Annotated in this window: 19 protein-coding genes and 1 pseudogene; 9 read left to right on the top strand and 11 right to left on the bottom strand. The window is 35.5% G+C overall.

Translation table 11 applies throughout. The features are described 5' to 3' along the window. The 4 genes from MSBRM_RS15745 to MSBRM_RS22160 form a co-directional block, all read right to left on the bottom strand. Window positions 1–1,791: a hypothetical protein gene (locus MSBRM_RS15745; RefSeq protein WP_048121767.1), complete on the bottom strand. Its 1,791-nt coding sequence runs from the start codon at window positions 1,789–1,791 to the stop codon at window positions 1–3. 79 nt (window positions 1,792–1,870) lie between these two features. Further along, the gene (locus tag MSBRM_RS15740) at window positions 1,871–2,575 is read right to left on the bottom strand and encodes a class I SAM-dependent methyltransferase (RefSeq protein ID WP_048121762.1); all 705 of its coding nucleotides are present in this window, start codon (window positions 2,573–2,575) and stop codon (window positions 1,871–1,873) included. Window positions 2,576–3,495: 920 nt separating this feature from the next. Continuing rightward, a complete protein-coding gene (arsB, locus tag MSBRM_RS15735; RefSeq protein ID WP_048121760.1) occupies window positions 3,496–4,557 on the bottom strand; it encodes an ACR3 family arsenite efflux transporter in 1,062 nt (353 codons plus the stop codon). Between the two features lie 198 nt (window positions 4,558–4,755). Next, complete coding sequence (locus MSBRM_RS22160) at window positions 4,756–4,884, bottom strand: hypothetical protein (RefSeq protein WP_203397951.1); 129 nt, start codon at window positions 4,882–4,884, stop codon at window positions 4,756–4,758. Between the two features lie 296 nt (window positions 4,885–5,180). Here MSBRM_RS22160 and MSBRM_RS15730 point away from each other — a divergent pair, with 296 nt between their 5' ends. The 7 genes from MSBRM_RS15730 (at window position 5,181) to MSBRM_RS15700 (ending at window position 9,605) form a co-directional block, all read left to right on the top strand. Beyond that, complete coding sequence (locus MSBRM_RS15730) at window positions 5,181–5,654, top strand: universal stress protein (RefSeq protein ID WP_048121758.1); 474 nt, start codon at window positions 5,181–5,183, stop codon at window positions 5,652–5,654. A 348-nt stretch (window positions 5,655–6,002) separates the two neighbouring features. Continuing rightward, a complete protein-coding gene (locus MSBRM_RS15725; protein ID WP_011306695.1) occupies window positions 6,003–6,362 on the top strand; it encodes an ArsR/SmtB family transcription factor in 360 nt (119 codons plus the stop codon). Between the two features lie 316 nt (window positions 6,363–6,678). After that, on the top strand, window positions 6,679–6,978 hold the full coding sequence (locus MSBRM_RS15720; RefSeq protein WP_048121757.1) for an ArsR/SmtB family transcription factor: 300 nt from the start codon (window positions 6,679–6,681) through the stop codon (window positions 6,976–6,978). Window positions 6,979–7,472: 494 nt separating this feature from the next. Beyond that, window positions 7,473–8,444 (top strand): permease, encoded by a 972-nt coding sequence (locus tag MSBRM_RS15715; protein ID WP_048121754.1) that lies wholly within the window; start codon window positions 7,473–7,475, stop codon window positions 8,442–8,444. Window positions 8,445–8,514: 70 nt separating this feature from the next. Then, the gene (locus MSBRM_RS15710) at window positions 8,515–8,748 is read left to right on the top strand and encodes a thioredoxin family protein (protein ID WP_048121752.1); all 234 of its coding nucleotides are present in this window, start codon (window positions 8,515–8,517) and stop codon (window positions 8,746–8,748) included. A 67-nt stretch (window positions 8,749–8,815) separates the two neighbouring features. Further along, window positions 8,816–9,199 carry a putative zinc-binding protein gene (locus tag MSBRM_RS15705; protein WP_048121751.1) on the top strand — a complete coding sequence of 128 codons (384 nt, stop codon included), beginning with the start codon at window positions 8,816–8,818 and terminating at the stop codon, window positions 9,197–9,199. 85 nt (window positions 9,200–9,284) lie between these two features. After that, a complete protein-coding gene (locus tag MSBRM_RS15700; RefSeq protein ID WP_048121749.1) occupies window positions 9,285–9,605 on the top strand; it encodes a DUF6951 family protein in 321 nt (106 codons plus the stop codon). A 633-nt stretch (window positions 9,606–10,238) separates the two neighbouring features. Here MSBRM_RS15700 and MSBRM_RS15695 read toward each other — a convergent pair. The 5 genes from MSBRM_RS15695 to MSBRM_RS15675 form a co-directional block, all read right to left on the bottom strand. Then, window positions 10,239–10,631 carry a tetrahydromethanopterin S-methyltransferase subunit A gene (locus tag MSBRM_RS15695; RefSeq protein WP_268989061.1) on the bottom strand — a complete coding sequence of 131 codons (393 nt, stop codon included), beginning with the start codon at window positions 10,629–10,631 and terminating at the stop codon, window positions 10,239–10,241. A 24-nt stretch (window positions 10,632–10,655) separates the two neighbouring features. After that, a complete protein-coding gene (locus MSBRM_RS15690) occupies window positions 10,656–12,266 on the bottom strand; it encodes an IS1634 family transposase (protein ID WP_048154350.1) in 1,611 nt (536 codons plus the stop codon). A 22-nt stretch (window positions 12,267–12,288) separates the two neighbouring features. Beyond that, window positions 12,289–12,531: a hypothetical protein gene (locus MSBRM_RS15685; RefSeq protein WP_268989060.1), complete on the bottom strand. Its 243-nt coding sequence runs from the start codon at window positions 12,529–12,531 to the stop codon at window positions 12,289–12,291. A gap of 64 nt (window positions 12,532–12,595) precedes the next feature. After that, window positions 12,596–13,342 carry an arsenite methyltransferase gene (locus MSBRM_RS15680; protein WP_048156245.1) on the bottom strand — a complete coding sequence of 249 codons (747 nt, stop codon included), beginning with the start codon at window positions 13,340–13,342 and terminating at the stop codon, window positions 12,596–12,598. A gap of 494 nt (window positions 13,343–13,836) precedes the next feature. Next, on the bottom strand, window positions 13,837–14,196 hold the full coding sequence (locus MSBRM_RS15675) for a carboxymuconolactone decarboxylase family protein (protein ID WP_048156242.1): 360 nt from the start codon (window positions 14,194–14,196) through the stop codon (window positions 13,837–13,839). A 756-nt stretch (window positions 14,197–14,952) separates the two neighbouring features. Here MSBRM_RS15675 and MSBRM_RS15670 point away from each other — a divergent pair. After that, window positions 14,953–15,750 (top strand): (Fe-S)-binding protein, encoded by a 798-nt coding sequence (locus MSBRM_RS15670; RefSeq protein ID WP_048121741.1) that lies wholly within the window; start codon window positions 14,953–14,955, stop codon window positions 15,748–15,750. Window positions 15,751–16,069: 319 nt separating this feature from the next. On the opposite strand, the gene MSBRM_RS15665 is transcribed toward MSBRM_RS15670, so the two are convergent. Further along, complete coding sequence (locus MSBRM_RS15665) at window positions 16,070–16,855, bottom strand: epoxyqueuosine reductase (protein ID WP_048121739.1); 786 nt, start codon at window positions 16,853–16,855, stop codon at window positions 16,070–16,072. 131 nt (window positions 16,856–16,986) lie between these two features. On the opposite strand from MSBRM_RS15665, the pseudogene istA reads away from it, so the two are divergent. After that, window positions 16,987–17,709, top strand: a pseudogene (gene istA / locus MSBRM_RS19740) (IS21 family transposase); the annotation flags it as partial. A 41-nt stretch (window positions 17,710–17,750) separates the two neighbouring features. On the opposite strand, the gene MSBRM_RS15655 reads toward istA, so the two are convergent. Then, window positions 17,751–18,575 carry a cupredoxin domain-containing protein gene (locus MSBRM_RS15655; RefSeq protein WP_230668927.1) on the bottom strand — a complete coding sequence of 275 codons (825 nt, stop codon included), beginning with the start codon at window positions 18,573–18,575 and terminating at the stop codon, window positions 17,751–17,753. Window positions 18,576–18,639 lie beyond the last annotated feature (64 nt).

Raw genomic sequence — 18,639 nt, 5'->3', positions numbered from 1 at the left:
TCAATATTCAGTGCTATTCAAATCTATACTATAATTATGGTTGTTTTCAACCCAGAAAGTAATAGAATTATCCGGTTCTATGTCATAATCAAGGAATTTTCCAGATGTGTTGTCGTAAACCTTAGTATCTTTTCCAGCGTTTATGTTTACATTTATATGGGCAATGCCACCGTTTGTGTGTGCATCAAAAAGTGCAGAGTTTTCAGTATGTCGCAGGTTCTCAAAAGTGGCATCGTATGTATTTCGACTTATTTGACTGTACTCATGAAAAGACACTATTGACATATTGTTTGACTCATAATTATCTACCCAGTTTTGAAATTTTGAGCGGCTAATTGAATATTTTATAGCTGGATCCTTATCAAGCTCATGAGTAAATACCGGATGTACCATACCTGCTCTGGATGCTGTTTCCCACCATTCCCAGGTATCATCTTCCAGACTTCCAATATATTTTTCCGTATGGATCCCCGAGTCCCCATTTCTCCAGAGCATCCCTAAGTTTTCATACGCATAAAGAGCGTGCGTAATATTATCTCTGTTTCTCATGGAGCACCAGCTTGTTGGTTTTCGACCGATTTTTTCATACACATATGAATATCCTTCATCCATTATTTTAAAAGCCTGTTCAAGTGGAAAGCTGTTCAATTCCTTTGAGTAATGTACACCTACGTCCCATGAATCATTGATAACCAGACCACGCAAATATTCAAGGTCTTCTTCATCGCGCTGCTCAAGGAGTTCTATATCAAACCATATTGTTCCTCTATTTTTTTTGCTGTTAAGGTAACGTATCCCCTGCTCGGTTGTATTTCTAACATGTGGACCATCGATTCCGAAAGCCAGCATTTTGTTACTTCCAATCGCAGTTATAAACTTTCTTTCTGAAGTCTGGCTTATACTGTATATATTTAAATCAAGGTGTGTTCCTTTTCCAAGTACAAAAGAAGTGAACTTAATGTACCCATTTGAAATATCCACATACGGCAATCTCTGCCTCTCGGTGTTATAAAGTGGGGTCACGATACATTTGCCATCTTTTGCAAGAATAGTGTTTGTTTTGTTATATCCATCAAACCTAATCTCAAAATCAGATTTTTCTGCCGCATTCCCGATGGATATGGATTCACATCTGATATCTTCTGAAGAATCTTTAAAATAACTTTTTAATATGATATTATTATTTACTTTTTGGAGAATCAACTTTGAACCCGGGGTATTAAGCTCGACAAAGCTTTGAGGGTCATCCATCTCTAAATCTATTGAGATTTGGTAAGTGCATTTAACCATTGGTATAAGCCTGCAGATGTAAAGTGATCCAATCTGCCTTGGCTGCTCCATATAGTGAATCAGCGGAATGGAAGCGGCTTCACAGAACTGATAAGCTTCTGAAGATTTAACTAAATCTATCGTATATACATTTATTCCGGATTCTAAAACAGTGTCTGCAACCGGAAGCAAACTGTACGGACATGAACAGGAGTCTCTTCTTACTTTATACTGTAGTGCTTTTGAGGTCTTGAAATAAATCTCTGACTTAAGCATCCCGTAAATTGCAGAATATAATTTGTCATAAATCTTATTACCCTGAAGTTTTGCAATAAAAACATTTTTTGGAACGCTGTTAGATTTGGAGTAGTTTTGTGAAAATAAGGTAAGAATGCCTTGATCAATATTCTCACGAGTTTTTGGAGTATCCTTACATGGGAAAGCTTCAGTTCCTCCGATAAATAAACTACTCAGTATAGACGGTATTAGAGAAAACATTTTTAGGTGACTACGGCTGTTCACTAAACCACCACATTAATTTTATATTCTATTTCCCATCCGACTTCAGTTCTTCTAATTGAATGCCCATCTGAACAGCCTTTTAAGTTCGAAACATTATTGTATGATATTTGTACTCGTAATACATTGAGCGTACACAAACCATTCTAAAACCATGCTTATTTGCAATTTTCTCAATTATGTAGGGATTGTGTGCAAACCCCAGAATGTCTTTTGGGCGTCTTTTCAGGCTTGCCAATATTGCAGTCCGAAACTCGAAACCTGTTTTGCATAAAATTTTCAAGCCGTTTGCGTCTTGTGAGAATAGGCCTATCTTCCATAGTGGATATAGGCGGGAGTCCAGTATGTCAAAAAGTACTATTTTGCCATCTTTATTCAGATGCTTTGATGCATCAGAGATAAATTTATCAATTTCCTGAAATGTCAAGTACTGAATTACACCGGCTGCGGTTATTCGATCAAAAGAAGAGTCAAGTTTTGTCCAGAGTGTTTCATGGTCAGCAAGAATTAGATCTATGTTTTTACATTTGTTTTTCTCGATCCTTTTCCTTGCTTCTTCTAGCATAGATTCAGAAAAGTCCACTCCTACAAGCTGTTCATACTCCGGAGCATAGTACGTCAGGAGTTCTGCAGCTCCGCATCCAAAATCAAGAAGTGTTCTACCCCCGTCAAGGTGGAACAGTTTTTCCCTGGCTTCCATAGAAAGAAACTCCTCAGATGAATATCTGTGCCCTCCATGTTTCTTATCTTTGAAAAAATCTTTCCAGACATTTTTCGATTTCGACATGTTTTTTGGACTCCTAAATATTGCTCTTTTCTATATTCCTTTTCAGTCAATCCGTAACTCCCAGATTAGCAGTTTTTTAGCTATTTATTGGCTGGTTCGAACTGCAAAAGAGAAAAACAAATTCCGATTTTACACATATGCGCATAAATATTTATATTTTTCTAATTTGATATTCTGAGATCAATATCATGAGCTACCAAGAAAACTAGTGTTCTACTTTTACCCCCAACAAATTTAAGTGTAGTTATGTCTGCTTCTAAAGTGTATACCTCTTAATATTATTTTAAAGATTTTTAATATAATATATATTTTTCTGTTTCATATTTATTTGAAATAAATACTCAAAAATTTCAGTTAATTTTAAATTTAAATATAATACATAGTCTAATTGTTTATTTTATATTAAAGATTGCCGATTTGATTAAAATCAGTACTATATAGGTCTCAAAATAACTACTATGTATAAATTATAAATTTTGCATTATGTCTTCACTAAATAGGTGATGTGTTACGGTAATCTGTAGAACATTATTTCCTGCCATATAAATCAAATATAGGAGGAACTTGTGCGGACTTACGAAAATTAATTAACGGAATCTTGTATGTAGTTACGACAGGTTGTACATAGAAAGATATTCCTCCCCACTAAATAAAAGAACACCGATGAAGGTATATTGGATCAATTTCAAAAAGAATAACATAATACTAATTTTTCAGTTATATATGATTATTCAAAATGCTCTTGTAAAGATGTGAAATCAAAGAATCTCATACATTATTTTCTAACCTTAGCAGCGATAACGAAGTTAAGTTTTGGACTTGAGTCCACAGTCTAATTTAAGATTTACTACTTCTCTGCAAATGCAAAAGTTGATTGACTGTAAATTAATAAACTACAAGATTTCTTTGTCACTTCTAAGTTATTTTGTGTTTTTTGTAAAGTATTTTCTTCTCCAGTAGAGTGCGACATTGACAAGTCCGATCATTACGGGTACTTCAATCAGAGGGCCTACTACAGCTGCAAACGCCTGCCCAGAACTGATGCCAAAAACTGCTACTGCTACGGCAATTGCAAGTTCGAAATTGTTACTTGCTGCAGTAAAAGCAAGAGATGTTGTCTGCTCGTAATTAATTCCCATTTGTTTACAGATAAGGAAAGAGAACCCAAACATAGTTACAAAATATATTAAGAGAGGTATTGCAATCCTTACAACGTCCATTGGCAGTGCAACAATGTATTCGCCTTTTAGCGAGAACATAACAATAATCGTAAACAATAGAGCATAAAGTGAAATTGGACCTATTGTTGGAATGAGTTTGTTATCATACCATTCGATTCCTTTTGAGGGGCGCAGGAAATAACGGGTTAAAAAGCCAGCTGCAAAAGGAATTCCCAGATAGATCGCAACACTTTGAGCAACTTCTCCCATGGACACATTTATTTCCATACCACTAATTCCCATCCATTCTGGCAGTATAGTTATAAAGAAATAAGCAAAGATGGAATAGAAAACCAGCTGAAAGATTGAATTAAAAGCAACAAGTGCAGCTGCATATTCATTATCCCCATCTGCCAGGCTGTTCCAGACAATCACCATTGCTATGCATCTGGCCAGACCGATTAGAATAACACCTACCATATATTCAGGATATGCCCTAAGAAATATAATTGCCAGGATAAACATTAAAATCGGGCCAACGATCCAGTTTTGCAGTAAAGATAAGCTTAATACCTTATGATTCCTGAATACCGTGCCTAACTCTTCATATTTAACTCGTGCAAGCGGAGGATACATCATGATTATTAACCCAATGGCAATAGGGATTGAAGTGGCACCAATTGTCAAACTCTGTAAAAAAACTGCAAAATCAGGGAAAACGAAGCCTAAAGCTACACCGATAAACATAGCCAGAAAGATCCACAGGGTTAAATAACGATTTAAAAAAGATAATTTTGATACAACGGATTTCAGAACAAACACTCCCCATTTATTAATAAATCCATTTGTTATAAAATTAATTTTTAATCAATCACAAAATAATCAATCACAAAATCTACCTTTTTAATTAATCACGAAATCTACCGCTTGCTTTGAACTTTTCTAATAGTGCTAAATATTCTTTACAAACGCATATTTTTTCGATCTCGTCGCTAATTATCATTGAAATAAAGGGAAATTTCAGAAAAATGATATTCTTGGGTCGATAATAGACCCACTGGTATTTTTCCAGAGGTTAATTCCTGCCATTTTCAATTTGTTCAGGTGTCTGGAAGCGTTGTATTGCTTAATGCCTAAAACTGCTTCAATATCACATACACATAATTCCCCATTTTTTAAAAGTTCAGTATCCTTACTCTGTTTTCATCAGCTAGCGCCTTAAATAGATAAACAATATCTGTGGGCACCACCGCCTATACATGAGTATATACAATTATACTCATATACCATTTAAAATCCATGTTTCACTACTGATTTTTAATGTTGCCCTGACCAGTCTAAGTAGTTACGTATATCTTTATTTGCTTTTATCCTAGATTATACCGTAATACATTTTGTTTGCTTTTAGCTGACATTAACGCAAATATGGGGAAGGGGGGAAATAAATAACTCTTAACAATACTTTCCAAAAAATCCTGATTGCAACAGACGGGTCCAAATATAGTCAAAATGCCGTACTCCAAGGAATGGAACTTGCAAAACTTATAGGTGCGAAGGTCTATGCTCTTTATGTGTTTAATAAAAATGCATATGTACCGCCTGTACTGGAAACACCGATTCATCTGGGTTCTAACTGGAACGTCATGGAAGAAATGTTGCGTAAAGAAGGAGATAATGCTATCCAATATGCTGAGAAGGTTGCAAAGGATAAGAAAATAGACTATGAAGGTGTGGTTGTAGAAGGTGATCCTGCTAGTGCAATTCTGGAGTTTGCAGAGCAAAACAAGGTAGATATTATAATAATGGGAACCCTTGGTAAAGGAGGATTAGAAAGATTTTTGCTTGGAAGTGTAACAGATAAGGTTGTAAGGCACTCAAAGGTTCCAGTTCTTGTTGTTAAGAAACAAAAGCAGAATTAAGGATATAAAAGGTTCATTATTGGAATTATTGAATATTGCCTGAGCTTATCCCAAAAGTCACTTTATTCATAATCGTTAGGAATTTTCGAAGTTGTTCCCATGATCTTGATTGATTATTCGCAATACAAGGCCCAAGAAGCAAATTTCAAGTTTTGGGATGAGCTCCCTGTAGATTTATGCAGTTATTTACTCTGCAGATTAAACCCGCGAGATCTATACAAAAAATGTTGATATATTGTTTTTAAGACCCAAATTCCAGAAAAAGATTGGGTATAAATAACAGCATTCTATATATCAAACAAAACTGATATGAAAACCCTTATTTAGAAGGCTTAACTTCTTTTATTTATGAGCTATTGCTGTCCTGTTGACCCTGAGAAAAAGAAGGAATGGGAAGATAAAATGCTCCAGGAAATCGATTTTCTGGACAACGATATAAAAAAAGCTAGTGAGATCTTTAGCGCTCTAGGGCATCCTATAAGGCTGAAAATTGCTTATTTTCTCTCACAGCGAGACCACTGCGTTTGCGAATTGATATTTAAATTGAACGAAAGGCAGAACCTTGTTTCTCATCACCTGTCAATCCTAAAAAACTGCGGGATCGTTGAAGCCTACAGCAGTTCAAAATGGCATTTTTACAGGTTGAATCCTGAATTTGAAGATATTTTTGATATTATTAAGCAGCTACAAAACAAAAAATCCGAATAAACCTAAATGAAAATCTGAATGAACCTCAGAAAATCAGAACAGGTCTTAATTAAATCTGAAATGAACAAAATTTAAAAATGAAAATGACTGGGGTTTTAGTCCTTACAGCAGCAACAGCAGTCTTCTTTTCATTTATTTTTATATTCTTCTGTCAATGTATCTTTTGTTTTTCCATTTGAACATGAAATCTACTTTATTTCATCAGCCTGGGAACTTTGTGAGTTAAAAATAGCTTTTACTCCAAATTTACAAGCAATATGTCTAATTCCCAATTCCCAAAAATATATATAGCTTTATATATTCAATACTTGCTGATATGATTAATGAAGAAAATATACAGCTTTTCAAAGCCCTAAGTGAAGACACCAGGTATAGAATTATCAAGGCGTTAATCGAATCTGAAAATAAATGCAGAGAAAATAAATATGGTAACAGAGGAGAGCTATGCGCCTGTGAAATCCCGGAAATAATAGGGAGGACTCAGTCCAATACTTCAATGCATCTTGCAAAATTACAGGATTGGGGGATAATTAAGGTAAGAAAAGAGGGGAAAAAGAGGTTATATTCAATCCAAAACGATAAAATCAGGAAAATTCTGGAAGTGCTTGAGGAATAAGATTTTGTATTATTATAAAAAACTCAAAAATTCTATTCCTTGGAAGCTATGAGTAAATTAAATCGTTTTTTCAGGAATTTGTACAATAGCAGTGTCCTCTTTGCATTATATGAGGTTTTCTTGTTTTTCTTTTTCTTCAGCAATCAACTGAATGTTTGCTGTTTTAGCTGATTAACTTTGCTGTTTTAGCTGACCAACTATTTACTCGAAGAAGGGTGTTTTTCTTTTTTCAATCAGCGAACTAACTTTCATCTCTAGTTTTTCATGGAAGTTTCTATATTCCGCATTTGTTTTCTTATTCAGCGAAGTTTCAGAGTTATTCTCAAAAAGATTCCAGGAAAGTCTATTGATATCAGTAAAAGTATATGGAGTTCAAAATGAATTAAATATTCTGAGCTCTAGGGAAATATTTAAATACGATAAAATATCATTATATGTTGATATATTTGTGAATTGAAATATTGGTACAGAAGTGACATAATGGAGGATCCAAAATGGTTGATATATTTTATCCTCTTCAATGGATTGCTGATAAACTGACATATGAGGTGTTTAAAATTGCACCTGACACACATCTTGCATCCAGTGTTAACTTTATCATTTATGATGTGCTGAAAATTTTTATTCTTCTGGATGTAATGATTTTTGTTGTTTCCTACATCAGGACCTATGTAACTCCAGAAAAAACCCGAAAAATCCTTGGAGGCAGAACAGGATTGCAATATCATCTATTAGCCTCCATGCTAGGAGTGGTCACACCTTTCTGTTCCTGTTCATCAGTACCTCTTTTTATTGGTTTTGTTGAATCTGGAATCCCTCTCGGAGTGACTTTCTCCTTTCTTATTACCTCACCTCTGGTAAATGAGGCTGCAGTTGCTGCACTGTGGGCCACCATTGGCCTTAAAGTAACCTTGATCTATATAGTATCAGGTGTTGTGCTCGGAGTTTTTGGTGGGTACATAATAGGCCTTCTGAAAATGGAAAAATATGTGGCTGATTTTGTTTACAAGATAAAGGTCGGTGATCAAAATATAGAGCAGGAATCTCTGAAAATAAAAGAAAGAGCTGCTATTGCCTTTGACAATGTTAAAGAAATCGTGGGAAAGGTCTGGATATACGTAATTATTGGAGTTACTTTGGGAGGAATCTTCCACGGATATGCTCCCGAAGGCATCCTTGCACAATATGCAGGGAAAGACAATTTGCTTGCTGTTCCAATTGCAGTCGTTATGGGGGTGCCCCTATACTCAAACGTTATGGGTATGATCCCTATCGTGGAAAGCCTTATTGGAAAAGGGCTTCCTGTAGGCACTGCTCTAGCTTTCCTTATGGCAGTTACTGCACTTTCGCTTCCTGAAATGATTATCCTGAAGAAGGTACTTAAAAAAGAGTTGATTGGAGCTTTTGTTTTAATTGTTACGATATCGATAATATTTACTGGATATCTATTTAACATTCTTCTCTAAGATTAATGTATCTACAACTTGAAAAACAAATAAATATCAAAATGATAAAACAAAACACGAGGTTAAACAAATGAAGATCGAAATTCTCGGAACTGGTTGTCCAAAATGCAAAAAAACAAAAGAAATTATTGAAAAAGTACTGAAGCAGACTGGCGTAGAAGCTGAAGTAATTAAAGTTGAGGATATTGAAAAAATCCTGAACTACGGAGTTATGGTTACTCCTGCAGTTGCCATTGATGGAGAAGTAAAAGTTGCAGGTAAGGTTCCAGACGAAAAAGATATTCGAAAATGGATTACTCAATAAAAAAGGAATAGTTCACTATTCAATTAATTAAAATAAGAAAAAACAAGCTAATAAGGAGTATAAAATTATGGCAGAAGAGGTAAAATGTGCATGTGGTTCGGCAAATGTGGCAATTTTCCCATGTAGTGGGGCTTCAAATGTGGGACAACTTTCAAATAAGGCCGCGATAGAACTCGAAAAACAAAACTTTGGAAATATGATGTGTACCGTAGGAATCGGGGCTAGAGCTCCCGGACTCATGAAATCCGCCGAGGCTTCAGAAAAGATAATTGCAATTGATGGCTGCCCGGTGAACTGTGCAAGCAAAACTCTTGAACTTGCAGGTTTTAAAGTGGATCGACATATTGTAATTTCTGAGTTAGGAATTAAAAAGAATAAAGACAAGGATCTCAAGGACAATGAAGTCTCAGAAGCTCTAGAAAAAACTTTTGAGATACTGCAGTCCGAATGATCTCGGTTTCAATTAACATTATGCATTGCTAAGGCCATATATCTTAATAATCAGAAGCTTAAATAACCAAATTAAGGGTGACAAGTTGACTGAATTTACTGTAAATTCTAATATCTGTGGTTTTGTTCACAAGATACGTGGAAGCAAAAAAGGAAATAAAATTATTGTTGACATTGAAACTCCATGTGAAAAGATAAAGAAGTTCTCTCACATGGAAGTTCCCATGATGGAAATTATGGATATCAAAAACAACTATGTGATTGATAGAGCACAGGAAGCACAGTGCTCCTCAAACTGTCTTGTACCCTGTGCAGTGCTCAATCTCTGCAGGTTGGAAAGTGGTTTCCTTGCAAAATCTCTCGTAAAAAAAGCGGGTAGTATTAGCATCGAGTTCAATGAAGTTTAAAAGAGGAAAAATTTTTCTCCTTTTTTAATTTTCAATCTAATATTCAATCTAATATTCAATCTAATATTCAATCTAATATTCAATCTAATATTCAATCTAATATTCAATCTAATATTCAATCTAATATTCAATCTAATATTCAATCTAATATTCAATCTAATATTCAATCTAATATTCAATCTAATATTCAATCTAATATTCAATCTAATATTCAATCTAATATTCAATCTAATATTCAATCTAATATTCAATCTAATATTCAATCTAATATTCAATCTAATATTCAATCTAATATTCAATCTAATATTCAATCTAATATTCAATCTAATATTCAATCTAATATTCAATCTAATATTCAATCTAATATTCAATCTAATATTCAATCTAATATTCAAGAGGCAAATTCCTTTAAAGGAAATTCTTTCCTTTATGGTTAAGTGAAAAACTTGTTATGAAGAGCTTATCCTAAAACTTTGAATTATATTGCCAAATATTGAATAAAGAAAGTAATTAATTTCCTTCTTCTGATAATTGTTTGGAACCATTATTGATCTCAAAATGAAATTGGTTTCGGGATAGGCTCATGAGATTATTTTTTAGATCTTTTTAATTATAAGCTGAAAACTTTGAATCTTATTCTCTTTTAATTTTGGACATTACATTCTGCTTTACCTGAGATTCATATTTCTTCCAGCTATTTTCATCAATTTCGGGCATGAAAAGCTCCGGAGCTTCGTTTCTTTCTTTTCTACTACAGGAATCTATTGCCTGTTGGATGACCGAAGGGTCGGTTATCCCTACAAGGTCAATGACTTCAATTTCCCTAAGAAAACGAGAGATTGCAGTCGCTGGAATTTCGTTAAGGTAAGGAATTACTCCTTCGGACCCGACAATCTTTTTTGGCCCTCCGAAAGTCGAAACCCCATTTTCGGCAAGTGACAGCAGGGACTGCCCGGCAAAATGTTCACTTTCCTTCCCGCAGACAATCAGGCAACTGATGTGAGGATTTGAAAGCACATTAACTATTATCCTACTTTCCGCACTATTTTTTCACATATAATATTTTTCGTATTTTTCTCCCATCAATCTCAGCACTTTAATTGTTTCTTCATCCAGATTTAATACCTTCTTTATCCTCTTTCCCTCAATTTCGATCTCTAACTCTGTTATTCTCCTGAACAGAAAGAATACCCATTTCATTGTTGGAGTCTGTGTTTTTTTCTTAACCTGATTTCTGATAGCTTCTTTTGCTTCTTCCAATCTTGTTCTCAGTTTCCACTCAGCTATTGAATACAATAACAAACATAGAACCATTACCATTGCAAGTGCTTCTATTCTGGATTCTTTTTTCAGATATACCTCAGACACTCTGAAACTCTTATCCTTAAGGAACCTGAACCCTCTTTCAACTGTTCCCTGTTCTTTATAGTACTTTAGGAGTTGATCTGGAGTCAACTCCAGATCATTGGTTGCAAGAATGAACCTTCCTAACTTTGCTCTTTTTTCCTGTAATTTATCCTGATCGTGTTTTATCTCTGCTTCTATCAGGTAAAAAGTCTGTACATCTTCACCTTTCCTTGGTCTTCCTTTCTTGTTTTCAAGTCTGTGTGATTTAGTTTTTATCTCAAGTTTCGTGAATTCATACAATTCATTCTCTTTCAACCATTGTTCAGACGCTATTCTTGCATCAGCTTCACAGGCAAATTCAAGAGTAGAAAGCTTTTTAAGGGATTTTTCTGTTGCTTCAAGCTCCTTAAGAATCTTTTCATCAAATGTCTTCTCTTCCTTCTTTTTCATTTCCTCTGAACAAAATACAACCCATAACTGTTCTATTCCACCATAACAGGATTTTACAGCGTAACAAGAATAACGTTCATCAGAGCATGTTTCCAGAATTAAGTCTGTTATCAATAATTCCTTTGATTCATTGATGGTTGCAGGTACTCTCGATATGAAAAAAGCGCTAGTTCCTATTTCTTTGACATTACTTTCAGTATAAAATGCGCTGTCTGCAACATGATAGACTCTCTGATCAAGATTCAGGTTCTGTGTTACTTCCTTTATGGTTTTGATGAGAACTTTCTTATCGGAACTGTTACCATCTAACGCTCTCACAAACAGAGGAATTCCTTTCTGATCAGTAACCATAGAAATAGAAAAACGAAGTAAATCGACTCTCTTATCTTTAGGATGACCATAAGTAATGTTGATAGTTTTGCTGTTATCATCGTTTTCATAGTCACCATAAACACTGAAATTTGTAGTATCTGAATGACAAAAACGAGGATTAATAGGAACGTGTTTCATAGCTTGCAGAATTATATGGTTGAAGAGTTCAGTTGCTCCATATTCATGGATTTTGTCCAGAGTTCTGCCAAAAACGTCATCATTAAGGTGTTCTGGGAGAACACCTTCTCCCAGTAACCTTTCAGTAGGTAAGTTTTCAAAGAAAGCAGGAAATAGGTAAAGACGACGTTCAGTAAATCCTAAACCGTTAATGCACATTGCCTTAAGAACAGTAGAATGAGAAATGTTATGGCCACTTTTCTTAGGAAGAAGAGTGTCAATCAAATCTGAAATTTCAAGTTCGTCAAATACGCCAGCAATAAGGCCATAATGGCCAAGATGAGTTGTGGATTCAGAGCTGGGAGAGAGAGTCATCAAGGTGAAATTGGATGAGATTTTATAAAAAGTAAATGTATGATTCGAAAATATAAAATCCAGAAATTTTACTGCGGAAAGTGCGTATTATCTTCTCAATTCCAAAATTTTCCGTAAAACAGGTTCCGCAGATGGCGTAGTTTTTTAAATTCAAGTTTCGATAGTCAGAAGCAAGGGTTACTACTGCCACAGGAGATTTTGGGTCTCCTACTACATAATCGCCAGAAGTTATAGGCCATGCCATGTAAAAGCTCCTTTTAGTAATTTTTCATGTTAAATGGTTTTCTCCAAAGTTACAATCTATAAAGTAAAAAAAAGTAGAAATTTTTTTATTTCCAGGCTTTAAGTTTTAAGCTCTCTGCAGGCAACTCATTATATTGTCTTTTGCTTATATCCAGATCTTCATTCAAAACTTCAACTAAAAATCCGGCTCTTTTTAAAAGCCCAAGATACTCTTCCTTAAGCAAGGCACCTGCAAGGCAGCCTGTGAGCAAGTCTTTGTCATTTTTCAGGTTTTCGGGAAGCTCGGCCAGAAGAACCATATCCGAAATATACATTGCGCCTTCTGGTTTCAAAACTCTAAAGGCTTCTTTAAAAACTTTTTCTTTATCTGGAGCAAGATTGATCACGCAATTACTGATAATAACATCCACTGATTCGCTCTCAACCGGAAGAGCTTCTATATCTCCCAGACGAAATTCGACATTGGTATAACCGTATTTCTGGGAATTTGCTTTTGCCTTTTCGACCATAGCCTGAGTCATATCAACTCCAATAACCTTTCCTGATTTCCCTACCTTCTGTGCAGCAAGGAAACAGTCAAATCCTGCGCCTGAGCCGAGATCTAGTACAACATCGCTTGGTTTTAATTCTGCAAAAGCTGTTGGGTTTCCACAACCAAGACCCAGATTTGCGTCTGGAACAGCGTTGATATCATTGTCAGAATAACCAATGGATTTTGACAGGTCTGTCGCACTCGAATCGCCACAACATCCACTCGAACAACAGGACCCACCTACCATTGCTATCTTTCCGTATTTCTCTTTAATTACTTGCTTTTTTTCACTTGCATCCACAGGTATCGCCTTCTCTTTTATTCGAGTTATTCATGTCCTTGATATAGTTCCAGGTCTTTCTTTGTGTGTATAAAAAAGGTTCCAATTATCAAAATATATTGATATATTCAAGTATTGTATATGATATAAATATTTTACCAGATAACACAAATGAAGAAAAACATCGAAAGTGTGAACCGGAATTAACAGACGGATCTAGCTAAAAAATTGAGTTGTTATCAGAAAATTCAGGTTTATTTCGTTCAATAAGGTTTATTTCGTTCAATAAATACTCATTGAACCTATCCCAAAATCCATTTTTACAAATTAAACCCCCAGTTTAGAAACGTTTTTAACATTATCTCGCAACTGCAGAAGAAAAAATACAAATAAAAAGTCCAAATAAAAAATCTAAATAAAAAGTCCAAATAAAAAATCTAAATAAAAAGTCCAAATAAAAAATCTAATAGATACCTGAAATAAAAGAAACCTGAAAAAAACAAAATACTGGGTTTTTAGTCCTTACAGCAGCAACAACAGTCTTCTTCCTTATCTTTCTCTTCTTCTCCCTTATCCTTTTCAAAGATTTTGTCGTATATATTTTCTTTGTATACGTTTGTCCACCCTATCTGTGTGCCTGCAGCAACAAACATAGCTACTGAAATCGTTTCGGCAATTTCCTCCTTTGTGGCTCCTGCAGCAATCGCTCTTTGCGAATGTGTATCAACGCAAAACTGACAACGCATAAGGACAGAGGAGGCAATGGCTATAAGTTCTTTGGTTTTAAGATCCAGATAACCATCTTTGAATATGGAATTTCTCATCTGTCCAAAAGCTTCCGCAGTTTCAGGTAACATTTCATCCAAAAATGACATTGAAATCCTCTCCTACTTAATAACTATATAAATTTGTGATTTGCAGTATAATTTAAAAATTTCAAATAAGGTCTGCTATAATTTAATTACTTCAAACTGTAAAGTTGCAGACAATTTACCTTTTAGGCAATTTATCTTTACAGGCAATTTAACTTTCAGGTAATTTATCTTACAGGTAATTTGCCTTATAAGCAGCTGTATTTTAAAATTAAGCAGCCTGTTTCTTACACTTTTACTGGCAGTTCATGTGTCAATCTCAATGACCTGGTCTCCTGCAAAAAGCATTATTCCAGTGCATAGTGTTTCCCCGATCTTCATGCTTATGTGTGTACAGCAGGTCTTCTTCGTCATCTTCTGGATTCTTTGTAGTTTCTTTTGGCAATGTATCTTTTTCTTTTTTCAATTCCTTGTCTCCTTACTTAATCAATTGTATTCTGTAAAAATGATAAATCGATATTGAGATTCAAGTTTTAAAAACATGCATGATGAGTATCAAGAATAATTGATAGGTGTATAGTTGATAAATATTAAAATGTCGGTTTCTGGAATCTTTCTAAAATCTCATATCAATCTTTTTTGATATCCAGCTCCCATGTTCTTATGAAGTAAGTTTCATATTGATTAGAAGACTCTATATAATCCGAAGAACTAACTTCATTTTTGAGAAAAAAATGTGGTCTTATAGTGGTAGCTATCAGGAAAAATAATGGTTACATCTTGAGAAATTATATTCGATAGAATAACAAGGGTGTAGAAATGCCTGGAAATCCGAATGAGATAAAACTTGTAAATAATGCTATGTCTAATGCCACCCGAAGGAAGATTATGAACTTTCTTGTAGATGGCGATAGAAGTACCGAAGAAGTCGCAGAAGCCGCAGGAAAGACAATGCTCGACTTCCATCTCAAGCTTCTGCAACAGGCAAACCTGATTGAATTAGGAGATGGAACAGTCAGATTAAGTGAATACGGCAGAAATTTTCTGAAGGGCAAGGAAGAAAAAGATACTCAAAAAAACACCGATCTCTCTCAGGCAAAACCTGTGGAAATTGCGGAAATCCGGCAGCTTTTACCCTGTATAGCAGACTCCTCAAAATTCAGGGTAATTGCAAATATGACTCCCCCGCTTGGTGGAACCCTCAAAGTTCTTGAACCTCTCTTTCCCAGAGGTAGATACTCGGACAAGATTAACGCCCTGATAATGCAAAAAGGAGAAGTGCTTACAACGGTTTACGGTACTGGAAAAGTTACCATGACAATGATTAAAAATGAGTCAGAGGCCAGAGAAGCGCTTGAAAGTCTTAGAAGTATCATCAATGAGGCTATTGCAAAGGGTGTTGCTCCGGCTCCTCGGGAAAAGGTCAGGGTCGAACCCATGGAGCTTTACAAATACCTGCCTCAGACCAATTGCGGTAAATGCGGCGAACAGAGCTGTTATACTTTTGCCATAAAACTCATGAGCGGAGAAACTTCCCTTGATAAATGTACATCGCTCAAGGAGCCGAAGTACGCAACTAACCAGGAACATTTGCAGGTTCTCAGTGCGTACATTTGAGCCTAATAATGTGAATAATATTTTAGAGCCTATCGAAAAGTATGGTTCACTGGTGTATCATGCCATGCTAAATGAAATAATAGCAAAGTAATTTCCAGGTTTCTGCAAAGTCTTCAACTACTAAATGAGCTCATCCCAAAACCAATTTTAGTCTCACATCAGTAAGAGTTTCAAAATTATTTTTCAGGATAAGAAGCTCTTATTGATAATCCAAAATACGATATTCAGAGAAGCAATTTTGCGTTTTGGAATAGGCTCAATGAATAAACTTTCTTTGAATAGGCGACTCTCATTATTTTTTAACTCTATCACCTTTGAGTTATATGATATTAGTTGTCAAAGACTTTACAGAATCCTCTTCTAACTCAGCAGGATCTAGGGTGCAGGGACCAGTGGTGCACTTCCCACAGCCATGTTGATTAAGTTCAGGGTAAGCTTTTATATCTTCTTGAAGCTGCATGAAGCATTTTTCTTTATCAAACCCATTTGAACTAAGAGCACCGGATTGACATCTATCCACACATACAAGGCATTTTTCTCCTCTTTTGTGTCTACAGAACTCTTCTTTTGGACGTGGAGTAGGGGGTATTTCGGCAGAAATCAGAAGAGAGCCAATTCGACCTGCACATCCAGATTTCGTAATCAACATTTGGTTAACTCCGAATGTTCCAATTCCGGCAGCATAAGCGGCGCTCTTGTGAGACCATGAAACATTAAAACCCTTATTCTTATAATCGAAAATCGCTTTAGGTACAATTGCTGTGACACCATCTTTTGCAAGTTCAGTTTTGATTCTTTCATTGATTTCTCCGATAAGGTGAGAAGTATCTAGGCTAGCCTGAATAGATTCCTTTACCACACCTGATTTCAAGTTCTGTTTCACAAGTTCTTTATCAAATGGCAAGAAGAAAGCAACAACGGTCTTTGCTTCAGGAAAGATTTCTTTTGGATTTAAGTGATGAAAACCTACGATTTGTTTAATTTCCATAAAAATAGGATCGGTAGTAGAAGCAAAACCTATAATAGGCTCACGATATCTTGTTTCAGTATCTGAATTTGCTACAGTGTTCTTTATTATGGTCTCAATCTTGTTTTTTAGTTCCATATTAGAATCTCCTCAAATATATGAGAGACTTTTGTTTCAACCTAATAGTCGGCAGATCCTCTTTAAATTATAACCGTTTAAATGTTATCGTATCAATCTTTTTTGATATTTGGCTTTTGTGTTTTTGATCCTTCAAACCTTATATTCTTAAAAAACTCAAAGACGGGCTCTATACTGCTGCCCGTTTTTATAGGGAAATCAAAGAAATGGGGTTTGATGGAAGAAAAACCATAGTCAAGGGCTTCGTACAAAAAGTCCGACCCAAACTGGAGTCCCTGATGTACTTCGTTATGAAACAAAACCAGGTGTTCAGGCTCAGGTTGACTGGAAGATTTAGGAACAATTGAAGTTGATGGAAAAATGAAAAAACTCTATTGCTTCAACATTATTCTTGGATATTCCGGAATGAGCTATGTTGAATTTACACTGAGCATAGACACTCCTACTCTTATTCAGTATCATCTAAATGCTTTTGAGTATTTTGGAGGATTTACCACAGGAGATCCTCTACGATAACATGAAACAGGTTGTTATCAAAAGAACCTTGAAAGTTTCGGATTCTGAATGGAACTCACAGTTTGAGGATTTCTTCAAATGCTTTGGTTTTATTCCCAGGTTATATAGGCCTTACAGGCCTCAAACAAAAAGCAAAATTAAAAATAAGGTGGGGTACGTCAAGAGGGATTTCTTCCTTGGAAGAAAGGTCTACATCTCTCGAAGACCTGAACGTCCAGGTCCATGTATGGTTAGAAAGGGTAAATTCAACTGTCCACGGGACAACTTATCAAATCCTTCTTGAACGCTTTAAGGAGGAGAAACTGAACCCTCTGGGGAAGGTTCCTCCTTACAAAGTTTAATCTGAACTTTTCCAACTTTTTTGTTAAATCTATTATTCTTACTTTACTACTACAGTAGCTTTTGCTTCTGTAACTCCTTCCAGACTGAATGTGTAAGTTCCTGAATCTTCAAACGTATATGAAAACGCTTTTCCGTAGTTAATAGTTTGTTTTTCCCACAAACCATCCTCACTCACAAGCACTGAAGATCCTTTTGGTCTTTTGTAGTTTACCCACGAAACTGTGCTTCCTTTTTCAATTTCTATGAGATTTGGAGTAAGTGTCGTTGAATATATTGCTATCTTTTCCTTATTCTTGACGTTTTCTTTATTCTCGACGTTTTCTTTATTCTTGACCTCTAGATTTTTCATAGAGGAGTTTGGGTTTGACTGAACCTGCGCTTTTTCTGCGGTGACTGTTGTTCCCACAGAGTTTTCTGAACTTGCGTTCTGTGATTCACCAGCAAGTACGGTTACTGTTCCTTTTATATCAGGGTTATCTTTAAGGGTAAAAGAATAGGTCCCTGGGTTTTCAAAAGTAAAGGAAAAGGCTTTTCCATAGTTCAATGTTGTCTCTTCCCAAAGCTCGTCAGCGCTTACAAGCACTACTGGGGCTTTTGGTTTCTTGAAGTTAATCCAGGTAACACTTTCACCGGAGTGTATATCAATTTTCTCGGGTGAAAAGGCACTGAAAATAACTACCCTGTTATCAGGGGTATCAGCACTTTTTACAACTATTGTTGCTTCTTTTGCCGCTGCAAACCCTGTCGACGTAATAAGAAGCGCCACTATTAGCAGGGCAAAGATTATAGATTTATTACGGTCTTCCGTCTTAAAACCTCCAGTTTTCCAGCTTTGTATCGAACTCCTTTTTGGAATTACCATTCTAAACTTTGCTATGCATTTCATATAGCCAAAACGGTGTGATTTTTATTCATGTGATATGAAT

The organism is Methanosarcina barkeri MS, assembly GCF_000970025.1.
In the GTDB taxonomy this organism is placed as follows: Archaea; Halobacteriota; Methanosarcinia; order Methanosarcinales; family Methanosarcinaceae; genus Methanosarcina; species Methanosarcina barkeri.
The sequence above is the reverse complement of the archived record's forward strand: the minus strand, read 5'-3'. Positions and strand labels throughout refer to the sequence as shown.